At 41.7% G+C, this 14,998-nt stretch carries 19 protein-coding genes and 1 pseudogene; 17 read left to right on the top strand and 3 right to left on the bottom strand.

From position 1 onward, the window contains the following. Positions 1–64 precede the first annotated feature (64 nt). The 4 genes from AUC31_RS07635 to AUC31_RS07620 all read left to right on the top strand — a co-directional run bounded on the left by AUC31_RS07635 (position 65) and on the right by AUC31_RS07620 (position 4,114). Entirely contained in the window at positions 65–700 is a 636-nt protein-coding gene (locus tag AUC31_RS07635) for an HD domain-containing protein (protein WP_058380614.1), read from the top strand. Next, complete coding sequence (locus tag AUC31_RS07630; RefSeq protein WP_058380615.1) at positions 697–2,589, top strand: ABC-F family ATP-binding cassette domain-containing protein; 1,893 nt, start codon at positions 697–699, stop codon at positions 2,587–2,589. The genes AUC31_RS07635 and AUC31_RS07630 overlap by 4 nt, the downstream gene beginning before the upstream one ends. A gap of 20 nt (positions 2,590–2,609) precedes the next feature. After that, entirely contained in the window at positions 2,610–3,740 is a 1,131-nt protein-coding gene (locus AUC31_RS07625; RefSeq protein WP_058380616.1) for a conserved virulence factor C family protein, read from the top strand. Between the two features lie 71 nt (positions 3,741–3,811). After that, positions 3,812–4,114, top strand: coding sequence for a hypothetical protein (locus AUC31_RS07620; RefSeq protein ID WP_058380617.1), 303 nt, complete (start codon positions 3,812–3,814; stop codon positions 4,112–4,114). Positions 4,115–4,207: 93 nt separating this feature from the next. Here AUC31_RS07620 and AUC31_RS07615 read toward each other — a convergent pair whose 3' ends face one another. Further along, on the bottom strand, positions 4,208–4,906 hold the full coding sequence (locus tag AUC31_RS07615) for a potassium channel family protein (protein WP_058380618.1): 699 nt from the start codon (positions 4,904–4,906) through the stop codon (positions 4,208–4,210). Between the two features lie 29 nt (positions 4,907–4,935). Continuing rightward, positions 4,936–5,358 (bottom strand): VOC family protein, encoded by a 423-nt coding sequence (locus AUC31_RS07610; RefSeq protein WP_058380619.1) that lies wholly within the window; start codon positions 5,356–5,358, stop codon positions 4,936–4,938. A 477-nt stretch (positions 5,359–5,835) separates the two neighbouring features. Between AUC31_RS07610 and AUC31_RS07605 the strand changes: the two genes are divergently transcribed. The 8 genes and pseudogenes from AUC31_RS07605 to AUC31_RS18020 all read left to right on the top strand — a co-directional run bounded on the left by AUC31_RS07605 (position 5,836) and on the right by AUC31_RS18020 (position 10,712). Then, on the top strand, positions 5,836–6,345 hold the full coding sequence (locus tag AUC31_RS07605) for a hypothetical protein (protein WP_058380620.1): 510 nt from the start codon (positions 5,836–5,838) through the stop codon (positions 6,343–6,345). Between the two features lie 373 nt (positions 6,346–6,718). After that, complete coding sequence (locus AUC31_RS07595; protein ID WP_058380622.1) at positions 6,719–7,021, top strand: hypothetical protein; 303 nt, start codon at positions 6,719–6,721, stop codon at positions 7,019–7,021. 185 nt (positions 7,022–7,206) lie between these two features. Then, the gene (locus tag AUC31_RS07590; protein ID WP_058380623.1) at positions 7,207–7,530 is read left to right on the top strand and encodes a hypothetical protein; all 324 of its coding nucleotides are present in this window, start codon (positions 7,207–7,209) and stop codon (positions 7,528–7,530) included. 29 nt (positions 7,531–7,559) lie between these two features. After that, entirely contained in the window at positions 7,560–7,811 is a 252-nt protein-coding gene (locus AUC31_RS07585; protein WP_237150756.1) for a hypothetical protein, read from the top strand. Positions 7,812–8,835: 1,024 nt separating this feature from the next. Further along, positions 8,836–8,964 (top strand): hypothetical protein, encoded by a 129-nt coding sequence (locus tag AUC31_RS17980; protein ID WP_257721100.1) that lies wholly within the window; start codon positions 8,836–8,838, stop codon positions 8,962–8,964. A 76-nt stretch (positions 8,965–9,040) separates the two neighbouring features. Beyond that, the gene (locus tag AUC31_RS07575; protein ID WP_058380626.1) at positions 9,041–9,877 is read left to right on the top strand and encodes a DUF6236 family protein; all 837 of its coding nucleotides are present in this window, start codon (positions 9,041–9,043) and stop codon (positions 9,875–9,877) included. Between the two features lie 127 nt (positions 9,878–10,004). Continuing rightward, positions 10,005–10,175, top strand: a complete 171-nt coding sequence (locus tag AUC31_RS17700) for a hypothetical protein (RefSeq protein WP_157073471.1) — start codon at positions 10,005–10,007, stop codon at positions 10,173–10,175. A 102-nt stretch (positions 10,176–10,277) separates the two neighbouring features. Next, positions 10,278–10,712 (top strand): annotated as a pseudogene (locus AUC31_RS18020) (phage holin family protein). Positions 10,713–10,867: 155 nt separating this feature from the next. Here AUC31_RS18020 and AUC31_RS07565 read toward each other — a convergent pair. Beyond that, positions 10,868–11,104, bottom strand: coding sequence for a hypothetical protein (locus tag AUC31_RS07565; RefSeq protein ID WP_058380628.1), 237 nt, complete (start codon positions 11,102–11,104; stop codon positions 10,868–10,870). Positions 11,105–11,380: 276 nt separating this feature from the next. Between AUC31_RS07565 and AUC31_RS07560 the strand changes: the two genes are divergently transcribed. The 5 genes from AUC31_RS07560 to AUC31_RS07540 all read left to right on the top strand — a co-directional run bounded on the left by AUC31_RS07560 (position 11,381) and on the right by AUC31_RS07540 (position 14,837). Then, entirely contained in the window at positions 11,381–12,397 is a 1,017-nt protein-coding gene (locus tag AUC31_RS07560) for a hypothetical protein (protein ID WP_058380629.1), read from the top strand. Then, positions 12,372–12,995, top strand: coding sequence for a hypothetical protein (locus AUC31_RS07555; RefSeq protein ID WP_058380630.1), 624 nt, complete (start codon positions 12,372–12,374; stop codon positions 12,993–12,995). The genes AUC31_RS07560 and AUC31_RS07555 overlap by 26 nt, the downstream gene beginning before the upstream one ends. Before the next feature lie 194 nt (positions 12,996–13,189). Continuing rightward, complete coding sequence (locus AUC31_RS18015; protein WP_418054979.1) at positions 13,190–13,411, top strand: hypothetical protein; 222 nt, start codon at positions 13,190–13,192, stop codon at positions 13,409–13,411. 212 nt (positions 13,412–13,623) lie between these two features. Beyond that, positions 13,624–14,058: a BrxA/BrxB family bacilliredoxin gene (locus tag AUC31_RS07545; protein WP_058380632.1), complete on the top strand. Its 435-nt coding sequence runs from the start codon at positions 13,624–13,626 to the stop codon at positions 14,056–14,058. Next, positions 14,055–14,837 (top strand): class I SAM-dependent methyltransferase, encoded by a 783-nt coding sequence (locus tag AUC31_RS07540; protein ID WP_058380633.1) that lies wholly within the window; start codon positions 14,055–14,057, stop codon positions 14,835–14,837. The genes AUC31_RS07545 and AUC31_RS07540 overlap by 4 nt, the downstream gene beginning before the upstream one ends. Positions 14,838–14,998: the final 161 nt, after the last annotated feature.

Genomic DNA, 14,998 nt, shown 5'->3' with positions numbered 1-14,998 from the left:
TGGGGCGCCGTTTCAGCCGGTTTCACGTTATAATGGAGTCAGGACACCTTAAAGGAGAGAATCCATGAATCCCCAAGTAATAGCGGACTGCCGCATGAAAGTAAAAAGCATCTATGAACAGTTTGACGCGAGCCACGACTGGCAGCACATCGAGCGCGTGCTGGAGAACGCCCGCCATATTGCACAGGCAGAAGGCGGCGATCTGGCGCTGATCGAGCTTGCCGTGCTGTTGCATGACGTCTCCGATCCGAAATACAAAAAAGCAGGGGAAGACCCGGAACAAGAAATCCTCTTGCAGCTTGAGCTGACGGACAAAGAGCGCAGTGACATCCGCTCAATCATTCGGACCGTTTCCTTTAAAGGCGGGACGAACGAGGAGCCGGAAACGCTTGAAGGCAGAATCGTGAGGGATGCTGACCGGCTCGATGCCATTGGCGCCATCGGCATCGCCCGCGCCTTTGCCTACGGCGGCGCAAAAGGCCGCAAATTATATAACCGGAATGAACAAGCGCGCACAGCGATGACTGAAAACGAATACCGGAACGGCGATACGAGCACCGTGACGCATTTTTACGAAAAGCTTTTGCTTTTGAAAGAGCGCATGGTGACGGATAGCGGAAAGCAAATGGCTGAAGAACGCCACCGATTTATGCTATCCTTTCTAGAGCAACTACAAAACGAAACGGATGGGAAAAAATGAGCCACTTACACGTAACAAACTTAAGCAAATCAGTGGGGGTCAAGACCCTCTTTACCAATGTCGAATTTTCATTGTATCCGGGAGAACGCGCCGGCTTGATCGGCGTCAACGGCACCGGCAAGTCGACTCTTTTGTCGATCCTCGCAGGGGATCTCGAATCCGACACGATGGAAATGGACCATCCGAAAAAATACCGGATTACCTACTTGATGCAGGAGCCTGAGTTCGATGAATCGTTGACCGTCCTTGAGACTGTCTTCTCCGGCGACTCGCCGCTGCTCGCGCTCAACCGCTCTTATGAAAGAGCGCTGCAAAACATGATTGCTGACTCTGGATCTGAACAATTGCAGGAAGAATTGATGAAAATCCAGGAAGGCATGGAACGCGAAAATGCCTGGGACATCAACGCCTTGGCGAAAACCGCCTTGACCAAACTTGGCATCGATATGTACGACCAGCAGATCAGTGAATTATCCGGCGGCCAGCGCAAACGCGTAGCACTTGCAAAAGCATTGATCGAACCAGCTGATTTAATTCTTTTGGATGAGCCGACCAACCATTTGGACGCAGGCTCTACGGAATGGCTGCAGGAAACACTTTTGCGCATGAACAGCGCCATGCTTTTCGTGACGCATGACCGCTACTTCCTTGACGCGGTCTCGACGCATATCTTTGAACTGGCGGATCAGACGATGTATACGCATAAAGGGAACTACGGCGATTATCTGGAAGCCAGAGCCGTGCGCGAAGAAATGGCCGAAGCGACCAAACAGAAGATGCACAACCGTTTCCGCTCAGAGCTGAAATGGATTCGCCGCGGTGCGAAAGCCCGCAGCACGAAACAAAAAGCGCGCATCCAGCGTTTTGACCAATTGTCGGAAGATCTGCAATCAACGTCCGATAATACGAGCCTTGAATTATCAATGCAGAGCCAGCGACTCGGCAAGAAGATTATTGAAGGGGAAAACTTGGGCGTTTCATACGGCGACCATGAAATTTTCCATTCGTTTGACTTCCTCTTGCAAGGCGGCGACCGCATTGGCATCGTCGGCCCGAATGGCGCAGGGAAATCGACACTTATGAAATTGATCGCTGGCGACTTGGAAGCGACAAGCGGCACGTTGGACTACGGCAGCACCGTCAAGATTGCCCATTTCACGCAGCGTTTGCCGGAAATGGACGAATCCCAGCGCATGATCGAGTACATCCAGGAAGTGTCGAGCGATTTTGAAGCGGAAAAAGGCGTACGCTTGTCCGCGACACAAATGCTTGAACGATTCCTGTTCCCGTCGAATGCACACGGTACTTTGATCGGCAAATTGTCAGGAGGCGAGCGCAAGCGCTTGTACTTACTGAAATTATTGATGGAAAAACCGAATATCTTATTGCTCGATGAGCCGACAAATGATTTGGATATCCAGACTTTATCTGTTTTAGAGGACTTTTTGGAGAATTTCCCGGGCGTTGTCTTGACCATTTCCCATGACCGCTTTTTCCTTGACCGAATTGCGAAAAAGCTATGGACGCTTGGCAGCGGCACTGTCGACGAGTACCAAGGACTCTATACGGACTGGCTGAAAGAAAAGAAGCCGGTAGTTGAGCCGCAAGCTGTTACTGTGGCAAATGACGCACCGGCTGTTGAACCTGTACCGCAGGCACCGGAAAAAAAGAAAAAGATGAGTTTCCTCGAGAAAAAGGAATATGACGGCATACTCGACAAAATCGCGGAAGTGGAAGAGAAGATCGAACAGACCGAGGCAGAAATGTCCAAAGCTGGGTCTGACTTTGATAAATTGCAGGAATTGACCAACCAAATCGATGCCTACACCGCCCAGTACGATGAATTGATCGAACGGTGGAGCTATCTGCAGGAACTGGCAGAAGCGTAATTTACACAGGAGGGATTATCTTGAAAATAGTAGCTATTGAACCGACACCAAGCCCGAATACGATGAAAGTGATCATCGATCAGGAATTGCCGTTCGGGAAAAGCCATAATTACAAGAAAGACCAGACAGAAGGCGCGCCGAAAGAAGTGCAGCAAATATTAGAAATCGATGGCGTCAAAGGCATCTACCATGTGGCAGATTTCCTAGCAGTCGAACGCAATGCGAAATCCGACTGGGAAGGCATTCTTGCGGATGTGCGTAAAGTCTTCGGCGAAGGCAATGGCTCCGAAGAAGAACTCGAGATCGATGAGCATTTCGGCGAAGTGTATGTCCATGTCCAGGAATTCAAAGGCATTCCGCTGCAAGTAAAAGTGTTCGATTCGCAGTCGGAAGAGCGCTTTGCGATGCCGGAACGGTTTGTGCAGGCGATGAACAAAGTCATGGATCCAACCGATGAAAACTTCATTTTCCAGCGCAAATGGGCAGATTACGGCGTCCGCTACGGCGAAAAAGAGGAAATCGGCAAAAGCATCGTCGAAGAAATCGAAGCGGCTTACCCCGATGACCGTTTGGTGTCTTTGACAAGCAAAACCGAATCGAATGAATCGGCTGGCAAAATCAACAAACGCAGAGTGTCGCTGGAAGAATTCGACGCACCGGATTGGGAGACACGCTTCCAATTGCTCGGGCAATTGGTTGAAGCGGATCTTGAAGATTTGCCGCTGTTAGGCAAGGCATTGGAAGACGACAAAATGTCGATCCGCCGCCAAGCAGCCATCTATCTCGGCGATATCGACGACGAAGCGGTCTTACCTTACGCTGAACAGGCGATGAGAGACAAGTCATGGGCGGTCCGCCGCACAGCTGGTGACACCATCAGCGACCTTGGCTTCGAAGCGTTCGAGCCGATCATGATCGAAACCTTGCAAGACAAGAATAAGCTCGTGCGCTGGCGTGCCGCGATGTTCTTGTATGAAACCGGGACAGAAAAAGCGCTTCCGGCACTTAAGGAAGCGGAAAATGACCCTGAGTTCGAAGTGAAGCTTCAGATCAAGATGGCGATTGCCCGCATCGAACAAGGCGAAGAAGCGCGCGGTTCGGTATGGAAGCAAATGACCGAAGCCCGCCAGACGATGAAAGACAATAAGTAAGAGGCAAATGTTTCCCACCTGTCTCCTTGAGGTAAAGAGCAATACGACGCTTTACTTGGAGGAGAGAGAACATGGCTGAAAAACAAGTATATTCAATAGAAGTTCTTTGCCGCGGCAAATACGAATCGTGGGAATTTGAAAAAGAAGATGAGCGCGACAGGTTTTATGAATCGGTGAAGAAAAAATTCGCCGATCATGCTTTCGAAGAAGAACCGACAGATGTGGAAGATACGGAAATCCTGCAGCTGAGCGCCAATTCCATGCATATCGATGAGGAAGGCGAAGTGGACCAAAAAATGCGCTATGACTGGTTCCATTACGATAGCTTCGGAGACATGCTGTCCTATATCAACGGGCAATATAAGAACAAATAAAATGTTATTACGAATAAAAAAGAGTCGCCCGCTTGTGGAATTCTACAAGCGGGCGACTCTTTTTGCATAGCGGTATAAGCTTTTAGAGGCATATCATTCCATTTTTTTCTTCAAATAACGCTGGATGAGCTGGTGGTCTTCTACAGTCAGTTTTTCGATTTTTTTGATCGAATTGACGATGTCGAGTACATGGTCTTCTTCCAGTGCTCGCCTGCGGGAGGCGAAATAGGCAGAAATGGCGCTGGTGAAGGTTCCGATAATGCCAATTCCAACAAACATCAAAATGACCGCCAACAAACGTCCGACGCCGGTTTCAGGGGTGATATCGCCATATCCGACAGTCGTAATCGTCACAATAGCCCACCAGATGGCATCGGTGTAATTAACGATTTGGGGTTCGATTAGGATCATTGGGATTGGCACAAGGAAAATCAAAATGACCGCGAAAATCAGCAGCTTTTCCAAGCCATTCGTTTTTAGGACGGCATACACAGGCCTCAAAAAGCGGGGGAGGATGCCCCATAATTTCAACATCCGGAAAAACATGAAAAAGCGCGCCGCCTGATAAATCGCATCCAGCGGAATGATGGCGATCAATTCCAATGGGTGGGACTTAATAAAATGCCATTTGCGTTCAGCGGCAAAGAAGCGGATGAAATAATCAACGAAGAAAATCCCCCAGATGATCCAATGAACTAAAGTGAAACGTTCGTTGGAAACGAGCGCAATGACGACAGAAACAATTACCAGCAGGAACAGGAATACCTCGTAAAAGAAATTGCGTAATTTCATGTTAATCCCCCTTTAATTTGAAACAGGAGTTAATCCACTTCTCCCCATGCAGGATTCCATACAATTTCCCATAAATGGCCGTCCGGATCTTGGAAATGGCCAGAGTAACCGCCCCAAAAGGTATCGTGAGCCGGATCGGTTATAATGGCTCCCGCTTGTTCAGCCTGGGCAATTGCCGCATCGACTTCGGCTTTGCTGTTGACGTTATGGCCGAGAGTGAATTCTGTAGGACTTGGCGGCCCAATCGATACTTTCGTTTCGTGGGCGATGTCTTGGCGTTTCCAAATGGCAAGTTTCAGCCCTGGCTGTAGATCGAAAAAGGCCACGGCTCCGTTATCGAACTCTTCCCCGACAATTCCTTCTGTCGGTAAGCCCAGGCCGTCTCGGTAAAATTCCAGCGATCGCTTAAGATCATCCACACCAATGGTAATGACAGAGATTCTTGGTTTCATACGATTCACTTCCTTTTTAGCTTCAGTTTATCAGAAGCTGGGGAATGCCTATCAGGTTTTAAATTATTATGGTAGCTTTTGACAGTGATGAGAAGCTGGAGTTTGGTGGCAAATGGAAGGACAAGGATTCGAGTAGAATAAAAACGTACTTAAGCAGAAGAACTCATACGGGTGACGAAGCCAAATATGAAAAATATAATGTTTGATAAATCTGAAATGGATTGGTCTTCGTATGAGGCTATCTCATATCCCTAAATAACGCATTACAGATTCTTTAATAAAAATCATTTTTGAAAAATGTTCTAGATGTGTTATTTGTTCAATTTCATCATTTTTTATTTTTTGTTTTACACTTAATTATAGGTTCGGGAAGTTGAATAGCTCCACTACAGTGTGAAGTACCGAAAATCATTTTTAAATTCCTCCCATGATAATTACTTTATTTGTTAATATTAAGCAAGAAGGAGAGGATTTAAATTGGATTGGATAATCCTGGTTTTAACTAGCAGCGTGGTAACTGCAATAGTAAATATTATATGGAAACTCATTGAAAATAAAAAACAGTTTGCAGACACAAAATATTTGCAAATATCGAATTACTACCGTAATAGAAGTGGTGAAGACATGCATAAGATCCTAAATCAGTGGACCGATATGTTGATGTCTAACGATGATCCTAAAGTTAAAAAAAGAATGGCAGATTCTGTTCATCTAAAAAACCTAATCAAACAAACTTATCTATACTCATCTCCAGAAACCGTGAGAAGGCTTGCTAATTATCAAGCCTACAACTACCGAGAATCTGAAAAAGATGATTTCTATGAAATGTTAGTATTGGTGACAGGTATTATTGTCTCGTTACGACATGACTTTACAGGCGATTGGGTATCTATCGGAGAAACATTAAAATTAAAGCTAACTGATTACGAAAAAAATAAACAAGGTTTTCTGAAAGAGATTAGTAAACTTGGATATGAAAAATCGTAGAAAACCAACTCTTCGGATGTGTTATTTTCTTTGTCTCTAAACTAAATACTCTTATCAACCGATATGTATTGTGTAGGAGGTGAGGATCTTTGGAAATAGATTTTAGTGTTTTCCAGCCAATGATGAATGAGTTCGTCATGCATATAGTAGTGGTATTGCTTTTACCTTTTATAGTTATGTTGGTTGTAGTAGAAATTCTTAATATACTTAAGGTACCCAAATATATTGGAGGTGTTGGTGCAAGCCTATTGTTTTTATTTTTAGTTTATCAAATGTTTCTAATAAGGTTCTAATATGGTTTATTTATATTAAAAGGTATTGGTTACTTCTCTGTAGAATTAAATTATGTTATTTAGTAAAGGAAGGTGAGAAGATGAAAGCCAACCCATTTTATATATTATCAACCAGCAATGGTGATGATGAAAAATCTTGGGACTTTGACACCGAAGAAGAGGCTGGGAATGTTTATAGAGCAATTATAAATGAATTTAGCAAGCACGTGTATTTAGAGGAGAATAAAGAAAATGCTGCAAAAGGCGTTACTCAATTAAAAATAGTTGAAACTTATTTAGGTGAGCTACCGGTAGGAGTTGTGGCATCCTATGCATCTGAAACCTGGTTCGCTGTGGACACTTATCCGAAAATAGTAAGATGGGTATTCGAGAATATAAAATGATTTTTGCATACAGGTGTTCAAGCATTTCTTAGGAGGTGCTTTTTATTATGTCTAACAAAGAGGTAAAACTATATCTGTTTAAATGAATTGTCACTCTCGAATCTCTAGCAAGTCTGAATTACGCATATGTAAAAAAGGTATTTATTTTCCTTATATAGAATGATTGTATAGGAGGGGGTGTAGAAATGTCTAAACGTATTAAGGTATCAAAGCAATTAGACAAGAGGTTCAAAGAAATTGAAAGTGGAGCTAAAGAAATAAATGAAACTAGCTCTGTAGACTTCAAAGATTTGTTTACTCAGAATTTCATGACAAGATATACGAACTTCACAAATATCACCGATTTTTTTGAAGAGAGTCCTTTTGAGTTTGAGACTCAAAAAGAATTTGAAAGTATCGATGAAAAACGATTGGATGAATACATACGGCAACAGAGTAAGTTTGAAAGCTGGAAAGATATGTTTTCAACCGCAGGCAAAGAATATGTAGTGAAGAAATTAGGTTTCTAAAGCAAAGGAGGCAATTTAAATTGGCTAAAGTGTTCGTACACTTACACAGTGATGGTGAATCGGATTTCAGTAATCAGTATTACAATTTCGAAAGACTTCCAATTGAAGATGAATATTTAACTATTTCAGAGGACTCTGAATGGTACCAAGTTGAAATGGTTGTTCACACTCCCTTCTCTGAACAAATGTGTGCAGAAATTTTCGCGGTTCAAGTTGATCACAATAAAGTAATGAATAAGAAAGTGAAAAATCAAAGTCCAGCTATCCGTGTATTAGAATGATCAATTAAAACATCCTTAGGGATGTTTTTTATGTCTGAAAATTGGTGAATAACCTCAAAGTTGGTTGTAGATGGTAAAGTTTACGTAAAAGCAACAGATGTTTATTGATGAGTATTTGATTGATTTGAACGTTACACAGCGGCTATTCGACATTGATACAGTAAGAAGGCGGTGAAGTCCCAATGGTGCAGAATGTTTACATCCGCGCGAATAGAAGAATTAAAGAAAATTCGTGCTGATCGTTTAAATTTAAAAGCTTACTAGATGCTTATACACTTACTAGACATTTCAGACAGAGCCATGTAGGCAGAACCGGTTATGGAATGATATTACAGTGAGCAGCAACTTGTTCCTCCCAGTGATTATTAATTCGATAGCAGTAATGTAGACAAAGCAACCGAAATGATCGACAAGCATCTTGAAATGTTTAAGGAAACTGTGAAATAGGAGGGTGATTTGAACTTAACTTTCCTGGACGATATCGATAGTGGAGAAGATGTTTGGTAAGCCCTCAGAATTCATTCCTACAGAATTTCATCTGGTTTAAAAGGATTTGATAATGCCTAGTAACATTTTAAACATTGTCTGAATGGCTACGCATGATTTTAGAAAGTCTTCGGACATGTCACATATCTTTGGGCAGCTGTCGATGGGACTTAAATGGTATTGCCAACCAGAAAATCGATAACACTTCGAACTATCCAACTACTAGCTGATTTACTTAACAATGTCAGAACAATACGTTTCCCAATCTGTTCAAAGTCAATAAGTCTCCAATGTCATATCGCTATATTTTCTATCAGGTTTCTGCTGGTCAATGTGGGACGGCACCAAATATGTGGGAGACGAAGAAGCTCCAGAACCCCAACCGTTCATCCCATCCGAAGTCGAAGTCCTTCGAGCTCAGGCTCGTGCATTAGGTGATCGAGCCGACTTCGTGGCAGAATGCTTGCTTGGTAGAAATGGCGCAGCTGGTGTACAAGTGATACTCAAACTACTGATGTTTTTGACGGGAGGTGAAATCATGAGGGCGATGTTGATGGCACAACGAATGATTTTGGAGAAAATGACGTTCGCAGAAGTATCGGCTATGTTGCAGCTGCAAGTGAAAAAGATTTTGTTGGATAGCGGTATGGGATTTATGGTTGAGTAAACGAAATTAGAAAAAAATGAAATTGAAGGAAACCTCTTCCTATTGTAAAATTTAAATAACAAGAGGAGGGATTCATATGAGAGGGATTGTAGTTTCGCCAGAAATAGTTATGAGCGGAAAAAATTCGATGAGTGTAAATGGAGGCACTATTGCACCTATAAAGTTACGACAATACTTGCTTTACTGGGATCAGATTGATTTTCCTACAAGTAATATAATAACCTTCGGAGGAACTGCTGATACAGACTTTTTAGAATCGACTGGTGCATTAAAAAGATCAAGAGTTAACCTACAAATGGCTGGAGAATTTACAAACCTTTTTTTAAAAAGTCAGATGGAAGCATTTAGACTAAATAATGAAAAAGAAGTTGGAAGTTGGTCATTAGCACAACCTCACTATAATTTAGTTCTTGACGAGGTCAGTGGGATAATGAGCCGGAATATTGAGGTGGAATTATATCAAAGTCTCCCAGTACCAGAAAAAGATGTACCTCTTGTAGATATTCTAGAATTTAAAGAGAAAAGAAAAGATGAACTACTAGAATTTAGAAGCTTAATCGATAATTTGTATTTAGATATTGTGAACTCCGGAGATCAAGAAAGGGATAAGCTTAAAAGCCTAGAATTACTTGCTAGAAAAACAAAAGAGATAGATCGCTTAATGGAAGAGTCATTCATGAGTCGGCTAGCACAAAGTCTTAAAATAGAATTCGATTGGAAAGATATGGCGGCCAAAACTGGAACTACAGTTTTGGGTAGTTTTACTGGACAGTATACTTTTGAGACTGGATTGGCGGTAGGTCTTCTATCTTCAATAAATGTTAGCTCGGAGATGTCACTAAAACCAAGAAGCCTTCCTCCAGAACTCAAAGACTATGCTTACCTTTACTATTCTCAAAAAGAATTTAAATGATTACCAAAATGTTTGCAAAGGTCACTCTTTGATTTACAGAAAAAGTGAAAGTAAGAAATTCCGATAAAGCTTATTAAAAAGAAGTCCTTTTGATACTCAGCAAATAACAATTATAGGAGGTGAGTAAATGGCTAAAGTAAATGTTGAATATAAAATATTAAGTAAATACGGTTCAGAGTCCAAGTATAAAACCTTAGAATTGGAAGGTTTAGAGGATCAGTATGCGAAAGAAGAAATCGCAAGAATTGAAGGAGTATCAGAGCAAGACGTTCAGATTGGAAGTTTAGGTAATGCATAAAATTTATTAGAATAACTGAAATATTCTTTAGAGTGTCTCCAGGGACGCTCTTTTTATATACTCAAAAGATGATATGCAAGGGAGATTTAGATATGAGAGAGGGTGAAGAATATTCTCATATGGGAGGTCGTGGCGGTAAAAGGAATCAAGGCTACGATTACAAACTTTGCAGTTTATCTGGTAGGCTTGATTGATGCCGCCACCGTCGTACTATTGTTTTTTTCGTTTCTAGATATGATTACTGGACTGCTTCGAGCGTGTATGAAGAAATCATTAAATAGCAAACTCGGACTGGCGAACCTTATTAAGAAATTCACAGTATTCTTTGTTTAGGCTAGGGCTGCCGGCGTCGAATACTTTTTTATTCACATGGGTCAGGACATAAAAGGCCTGTTGATTCTAGGCGTTGCGGTTTTCTTTATCGTGAACGAAGGATTATCGATTTTAGAGAACTGTGTACAGCTGGCTGATGGCTTGATCTTGTTCAACTATTCCCGCGGTTTTATTTCTGTTGTTTTTTCAGAGATAATACGTTGAGCGCGCAACGCCCAGATGCTTGCAGATGAGTTGGATGGACATCGTTCCCTTTGACTCTCCGACCAGTTTGAAAAACGCTACTCCAACCACTTTCTCTCCAATTCCTTGTACTTTTTTAACACGTCAATCTGTTGTTTTAAGGAGTGATTATCGACCTAGAGTCGCACGGTTTCCGATTCATTTTCAGTTCCTTTGCCGTAGGCATAATGTTTACCTACAGGTTGATAGAATCGCTTATGCGCTCCCTCTCGGTGCCATTTCATCCACGTTTTCAGCTGGGAATGGATTTTGATATTCAATTCCTCTAGAGCTATTTTGACGAGTATCCCCGCCAACCTCATTTCAATCGCCTTCATCTTGACTTCTACTGGATAACTGACTCTTGTCGCCACAGAAAAACACCTCCATGTTGATTTATTGGTATTTTCATTCCCGTTTTTCAACGAAAGAGGTTTTTATTTGTCTCATGCTTCTAGGTCAGTGAACCTAAGTAGTTAGTGGTTTTTTTAATGAAATGAAATTGTAGAAAATTACCATTATGATACAATTAGAAAGCGTGAAAAAGTCTTAAAGGAAGGTCCCGTTCGTCATACTCTCATATCTATTCAATTATTCATTGCAGAATAGAGTAAAATCATTTGTTAGACGGGACCCGGAAAGGGTGCGAAATGGAAAATAGATTAGTAACTATATATGGATATGAACTCACTACACCAAAGTTTCAAGGAACAAATTATGATTTTGGTAGGTTTGATTTTGAAACCTTCCACTTCTTTTTTAAAAATATTATTGATACGATTCCAATTAAGCAAAGAGCCTTTAAAAACAGGGAAAAAACAAAGATGATAAATTTAATTTCCTTCGAACAATCGGATGATGCATTTATCTGGGAAGGAATCTTCACAACCGCTCGATACGGCAAAGAGCAAGAAATTCTTGATGTCGAGGAACAGACTGGGGCAGGCACTAAACCTAGAAATCATGGAATGAAGAATGAAGTTCATTTTACTGTAGATTCTAGAACAGGGTTACTATTAGTAGAAAAGGACTCCGAACAAGTGGCTGCAGGACAAATGATTCGTAAATTTATTCGTTATCACAAAGACAAAATTGTGGAGTATCAATCTGCTTTCAATAACCAGAACGATCCTATTAAAATTCATAAAAATAATTTCTTGAAAATCGCAAGTCTTCCAAATAGAACTTTTTTCGAAGAAATTGGTGAGTTCGCGTCTATAAAAGAAGCTTATTATTATCTAGATATTTCAGAAACAGCGGCGACAAGTAATGAAGTTTCTAATTTACTTTATTTGCACAATCGGGCAGAGGAAAACGGAATGCAGGATGTAACAAGGGTGAAAATTTCTTTTGAAAACAAAATCCCTAAGCGCTCGGTGACTGGGGTTGAGAATTACTTTAGAAGGCTATTCGAAGCTGATTATTTTGATGGTTTAGGCGTTAACGGAAAATTGCATTCAGGGAGAACAAAAACAATAGAGTTAGAAAATATCCAGAGAGCTTTCGACGTAGATGTTGAGTTTAATGAGAGTGGCATTCCATCACTTAGCGACTTAATTAATGGCATGTCTCGGATAGCGCTAAGAGACAATCCTTTAGGTGCTAAAGTTTATAATGCACAGTACGAGGGAGTGATAATAGATGAGCGGGACGAAGAGAACAGGTAAAGTTAAGGAGACAGATGATTACAATAAACCTGGGAGAGATTTCAAAGAAGTTTTAACGAATTATAAGAAATACACTACTTCCTTTGAGTTCAAAACATTTTTGGGCATACCTATTATTGCGTCAATAATTGTATTCAGTACTTTTTTATTAATCGATATCTCGAATGCCGAACTATTAAGAATTGTTATAGATATGAATTCAGATGCATTAACAGTAATAGCTATTTTAGCAGGATTTAACACTACTAGTTTAGCAATTATCGCTGCCAGTAATAGTAGTGTATTGAAGTTCTTGAGACAACATACTGTTGAAAATGGCGATGGTACACTACTTAAACAGTTAGTTTCATTCTTTTCATTTGCTATTCTCATTCAGTTGATTGTTTTAATAGGTGGATTGATATTAGAAGTAATTTCAAATAGCTTTAGCGGAATTGCTTCTTCATTTTCATTCCTATCAGGACTTGCAGTAACAATACCTTTAAGTTTACTAGGAGCTCTATGGTTGGGAGCAATATTGTTTACAATTATCATTTCACTTCGTAATGCAACTTTATTATATCGATATGTATTATTCGTAGCAGATTATGATGAGTGAAAAATACCCCCTCGTATTGACTGTGAAAATCAGCAATGAGGGACTTTGTTATTATATAATGCGTAGTCTCATACTGCTTGAATCACTATAGTACCTACACGCACTTTTGAATGCTGCTATAACTTCGGGGTATGCTAAGAGAATAGAAAGGTGAGGACAACAAAATCGTCAGAACCGAATTAGATGAGTTCCATTTGCACTCGTTGCAGGAAAATGTACAAATTGCAATGATGCAAAAATGCGAAGCTAAAATTCAAATCTGGAAAGATTTCCAGTTCTACTATCATACAGGGAAAATCATTGAACTAGATTTACACAATAGCATAATCGTTTACAATGATTCCCTATCTGAACAAAATTGGGTGTTGATGAAATTATATCAGTCCGTTAGATTGATCAGGTTATCCGTACTTTGAAGAAAGTATGAAGACCTTAACTTTTATGGACTCATGTTAAAATCAAAGAGTAGATTCACTAACATTTTAGAAGAAACCGAGTACTTAAATACTAACAAAAAACCACATTTAAAACGGCAAGATATAAAAGTTCGTTAAACTAAGTTATAGTAAACGGTGAACACCTCCTTTAAATTAATCGAAAACACAAACTTATGAAAGTAGGCGAAACCATGCAAGCATACGATGAGTACATGAAAGGCATTGTCGTCCCAATGCGCAAAGAACTGACGGAATCCGGATTTACGGAGCTGACGACGGCAGAAGACGTCAACGAACATATGAGCAATTCACAAGGCGTGAGCCTCGTGATCATCAACTCGATCTGCGGATGCGCCGCAGGACTTGCACGCCCAGCGGTACGCGAAGCGGTGGAATTGGCTGAACATAAACCTGACCATTTGGTAACAGTATTTGCAGGACAGGACAAAGAAGCGACAGCACAGATGCGCCAGTATTTTGAGGAAGTGCCGCCATCGTCTCCTTCAATCGCGGTCGTAAAAGACGGGCAGCTTGCGCATTTTATTCCACGCGAAGAAATCGAAGGCTTTGAGATGGAACAAGTGCGTGATGCCGTGAAACAAGCGATCGAGGAAGCAGCGCAGTGAAGACGATCGTCACGACCGCTTACCGGCCGACGGATGCGACCAAGCGCCGTGCACAAGAGACCGCACAGTTCCTTGGCCTGCAGGCAGTCGAGCGCAATAAGCGGCCGGTCTACAAACTGCACGAAGAACTAGCAGCGGACGTCATCGTCTGCAAAAAAGAACGGCTCGAACTTTATCCAGTCGGACAAAGCGAGCCGTTCTTTTTTCATCCCAATTCGGCGGCATTTCGCTCGAAGCGGCCGCTCGGAAACGATCCACTCGTTGAAGTGTCTGGACTTGAGGCAGGCGATGCCTATCTGGATTGCACGCTCGGCATGGCGAGTGACGCGCTCATTGCTTCGCTTGTCGTTGGGGACACCGGAAGAGTGATTGGCTGTGAAAGCGACCCGGTCATCGCCCATATCATCCGTGAAGGCTTGAAAAATTATCAGGATATGCCGAAACTGCACGATTCGATGAGGCGCATTCAAGTCGCCTCTCAAAATGCAGTCGATTATTTGAAAGGGCTTGATGATAATTCCTTCGATGTCGTTTATATGGATCCGATGTTCACGGAACAGATTGCCGAAGCATCAAACTTCGCGCCGCTTAGAAACAATGCAGACCACGGGCAATTGACGGAGGAATGGGTAGAGGAAGCGAAGCGCGTTGCAAGGAAAAGCGTCGTCTTGAAAGCGCATTTCCGCTCGACTGATTTTGAGGCGTTCGGCTTCAATCGGCGCGTGCGCCCAAATACGAAATTCCATTTCGGCGTCATACAAATGAATAAGAGCCAATAAAAAAATCTCCCAAAGCGGGAGATTTTTTTCGGAGTGTTGAAGAAGTCTGAAATCCATTATAAATTAAACAAAGATTATCTTTTCCGCATTCAAAAATCAATGATGTGGTTTAGTGTTTGGAGAAGCTTATCGCTCGATTCCCGCCCGCGGAAAGCGAGCGA

Source organism: Planococcus rifietoensis (assembly GCF_001465795.2).
GTDB classification, from domain to species: Bacteria; Bacillota; Bacilli; order Bacillales_A; family Planococcaceae; genus Planococcus; species Planococcus rifietoensis.
This window is presented reverse-complemented; position numbering and strand designations above follow the sequence as displayed.

Coding starts and splice junctions, on each gene's coding strand:
- AUC31_RS07635 (WP_058380614.1), top strand. CDS start 65: ATGAATCCCCAAGTAATAGCGGACTGCCGCATGAAAGTAAAAAGCATC.
- AUC31_RS07630 (WP_058380615.1), top strand. CDS start 697: ATGAGCCACTTACACGTAACAAACTTAAGCAAATCAGTGGGGGTCAAG.
- AUC31_RS07620 (WP_058380617.1), top strand. CDS start 3,812: ATGGCTGAAAAACAAGTATATTCAATAGAAGTTCTTTGCCGCGGCAAA.
- AUC31_RS07615 (WP_058380618.1), bottom strand. CDS start 4,906: ATGAAATTACGCAATTTCTTTTACGAGGTATTCCTGTTCCTGCTGGTA.
- AUC31_RS07610 (WP_058380619.1), bottom strand. CDS start 5,358: ATGAAACCAAGAATCTCTGTCATTACCATTGGTGTGGATGATCTTAAG.
- AUC31_RS07595 (WP_058380622.1), top strand. CDS start 6,719: ATGAAAGCCAACCCATTTTATATATTATCAACCAGCAATGGTGATGAT.
- AUC31_RS07590 (WP_058380623.1), top strand. CDS start 7,207: ATGTCTAAACGTATTAAGGTATCAAAGCAATTAGACAAGAGGTTCAAA.
- AUC31_RS17980 (WP_257721100.1), top strand. CDS start 8,836: ATGAGGGCGATGTTGATGGCACAACGAATGATTTTGGAGAAAATGACG.
- AUC31_RS07575 (WP_058380626.1), top strand. CDS start 9,041: ATGAGAGGGATTGTAGTTTCGCCAGAAATAGTTATGAGCGGAAAAAAT.
- AUC31_RS17700 (WP_157073471.1), top strand. CDS start 10,005: ATGGCTAAAGTAAATGTTGAATATAAAATATTAAGTAAATACGGTTCA.
- AUC31_RS07560 (WP_058380629.1), top strand. CDS start 11,381: ATGGAAAATAGATTAGTAACTATATATGGATATGAACTCACTACACCA.
- AUC31_RS07555 (WP_058380630.1), top strand. CDS start 12,372: ATGAGCGGGACGAAGAGAACAGGTAAAGTTAAGGAGACAGATGATTAC.
- AUC31_RS07545 (WP_058380632.1), top strand. CDS start 13,624: ATGCAAGCATACGATGAGTACATGAAAGGCATTGTCGTCCCAATGCGC.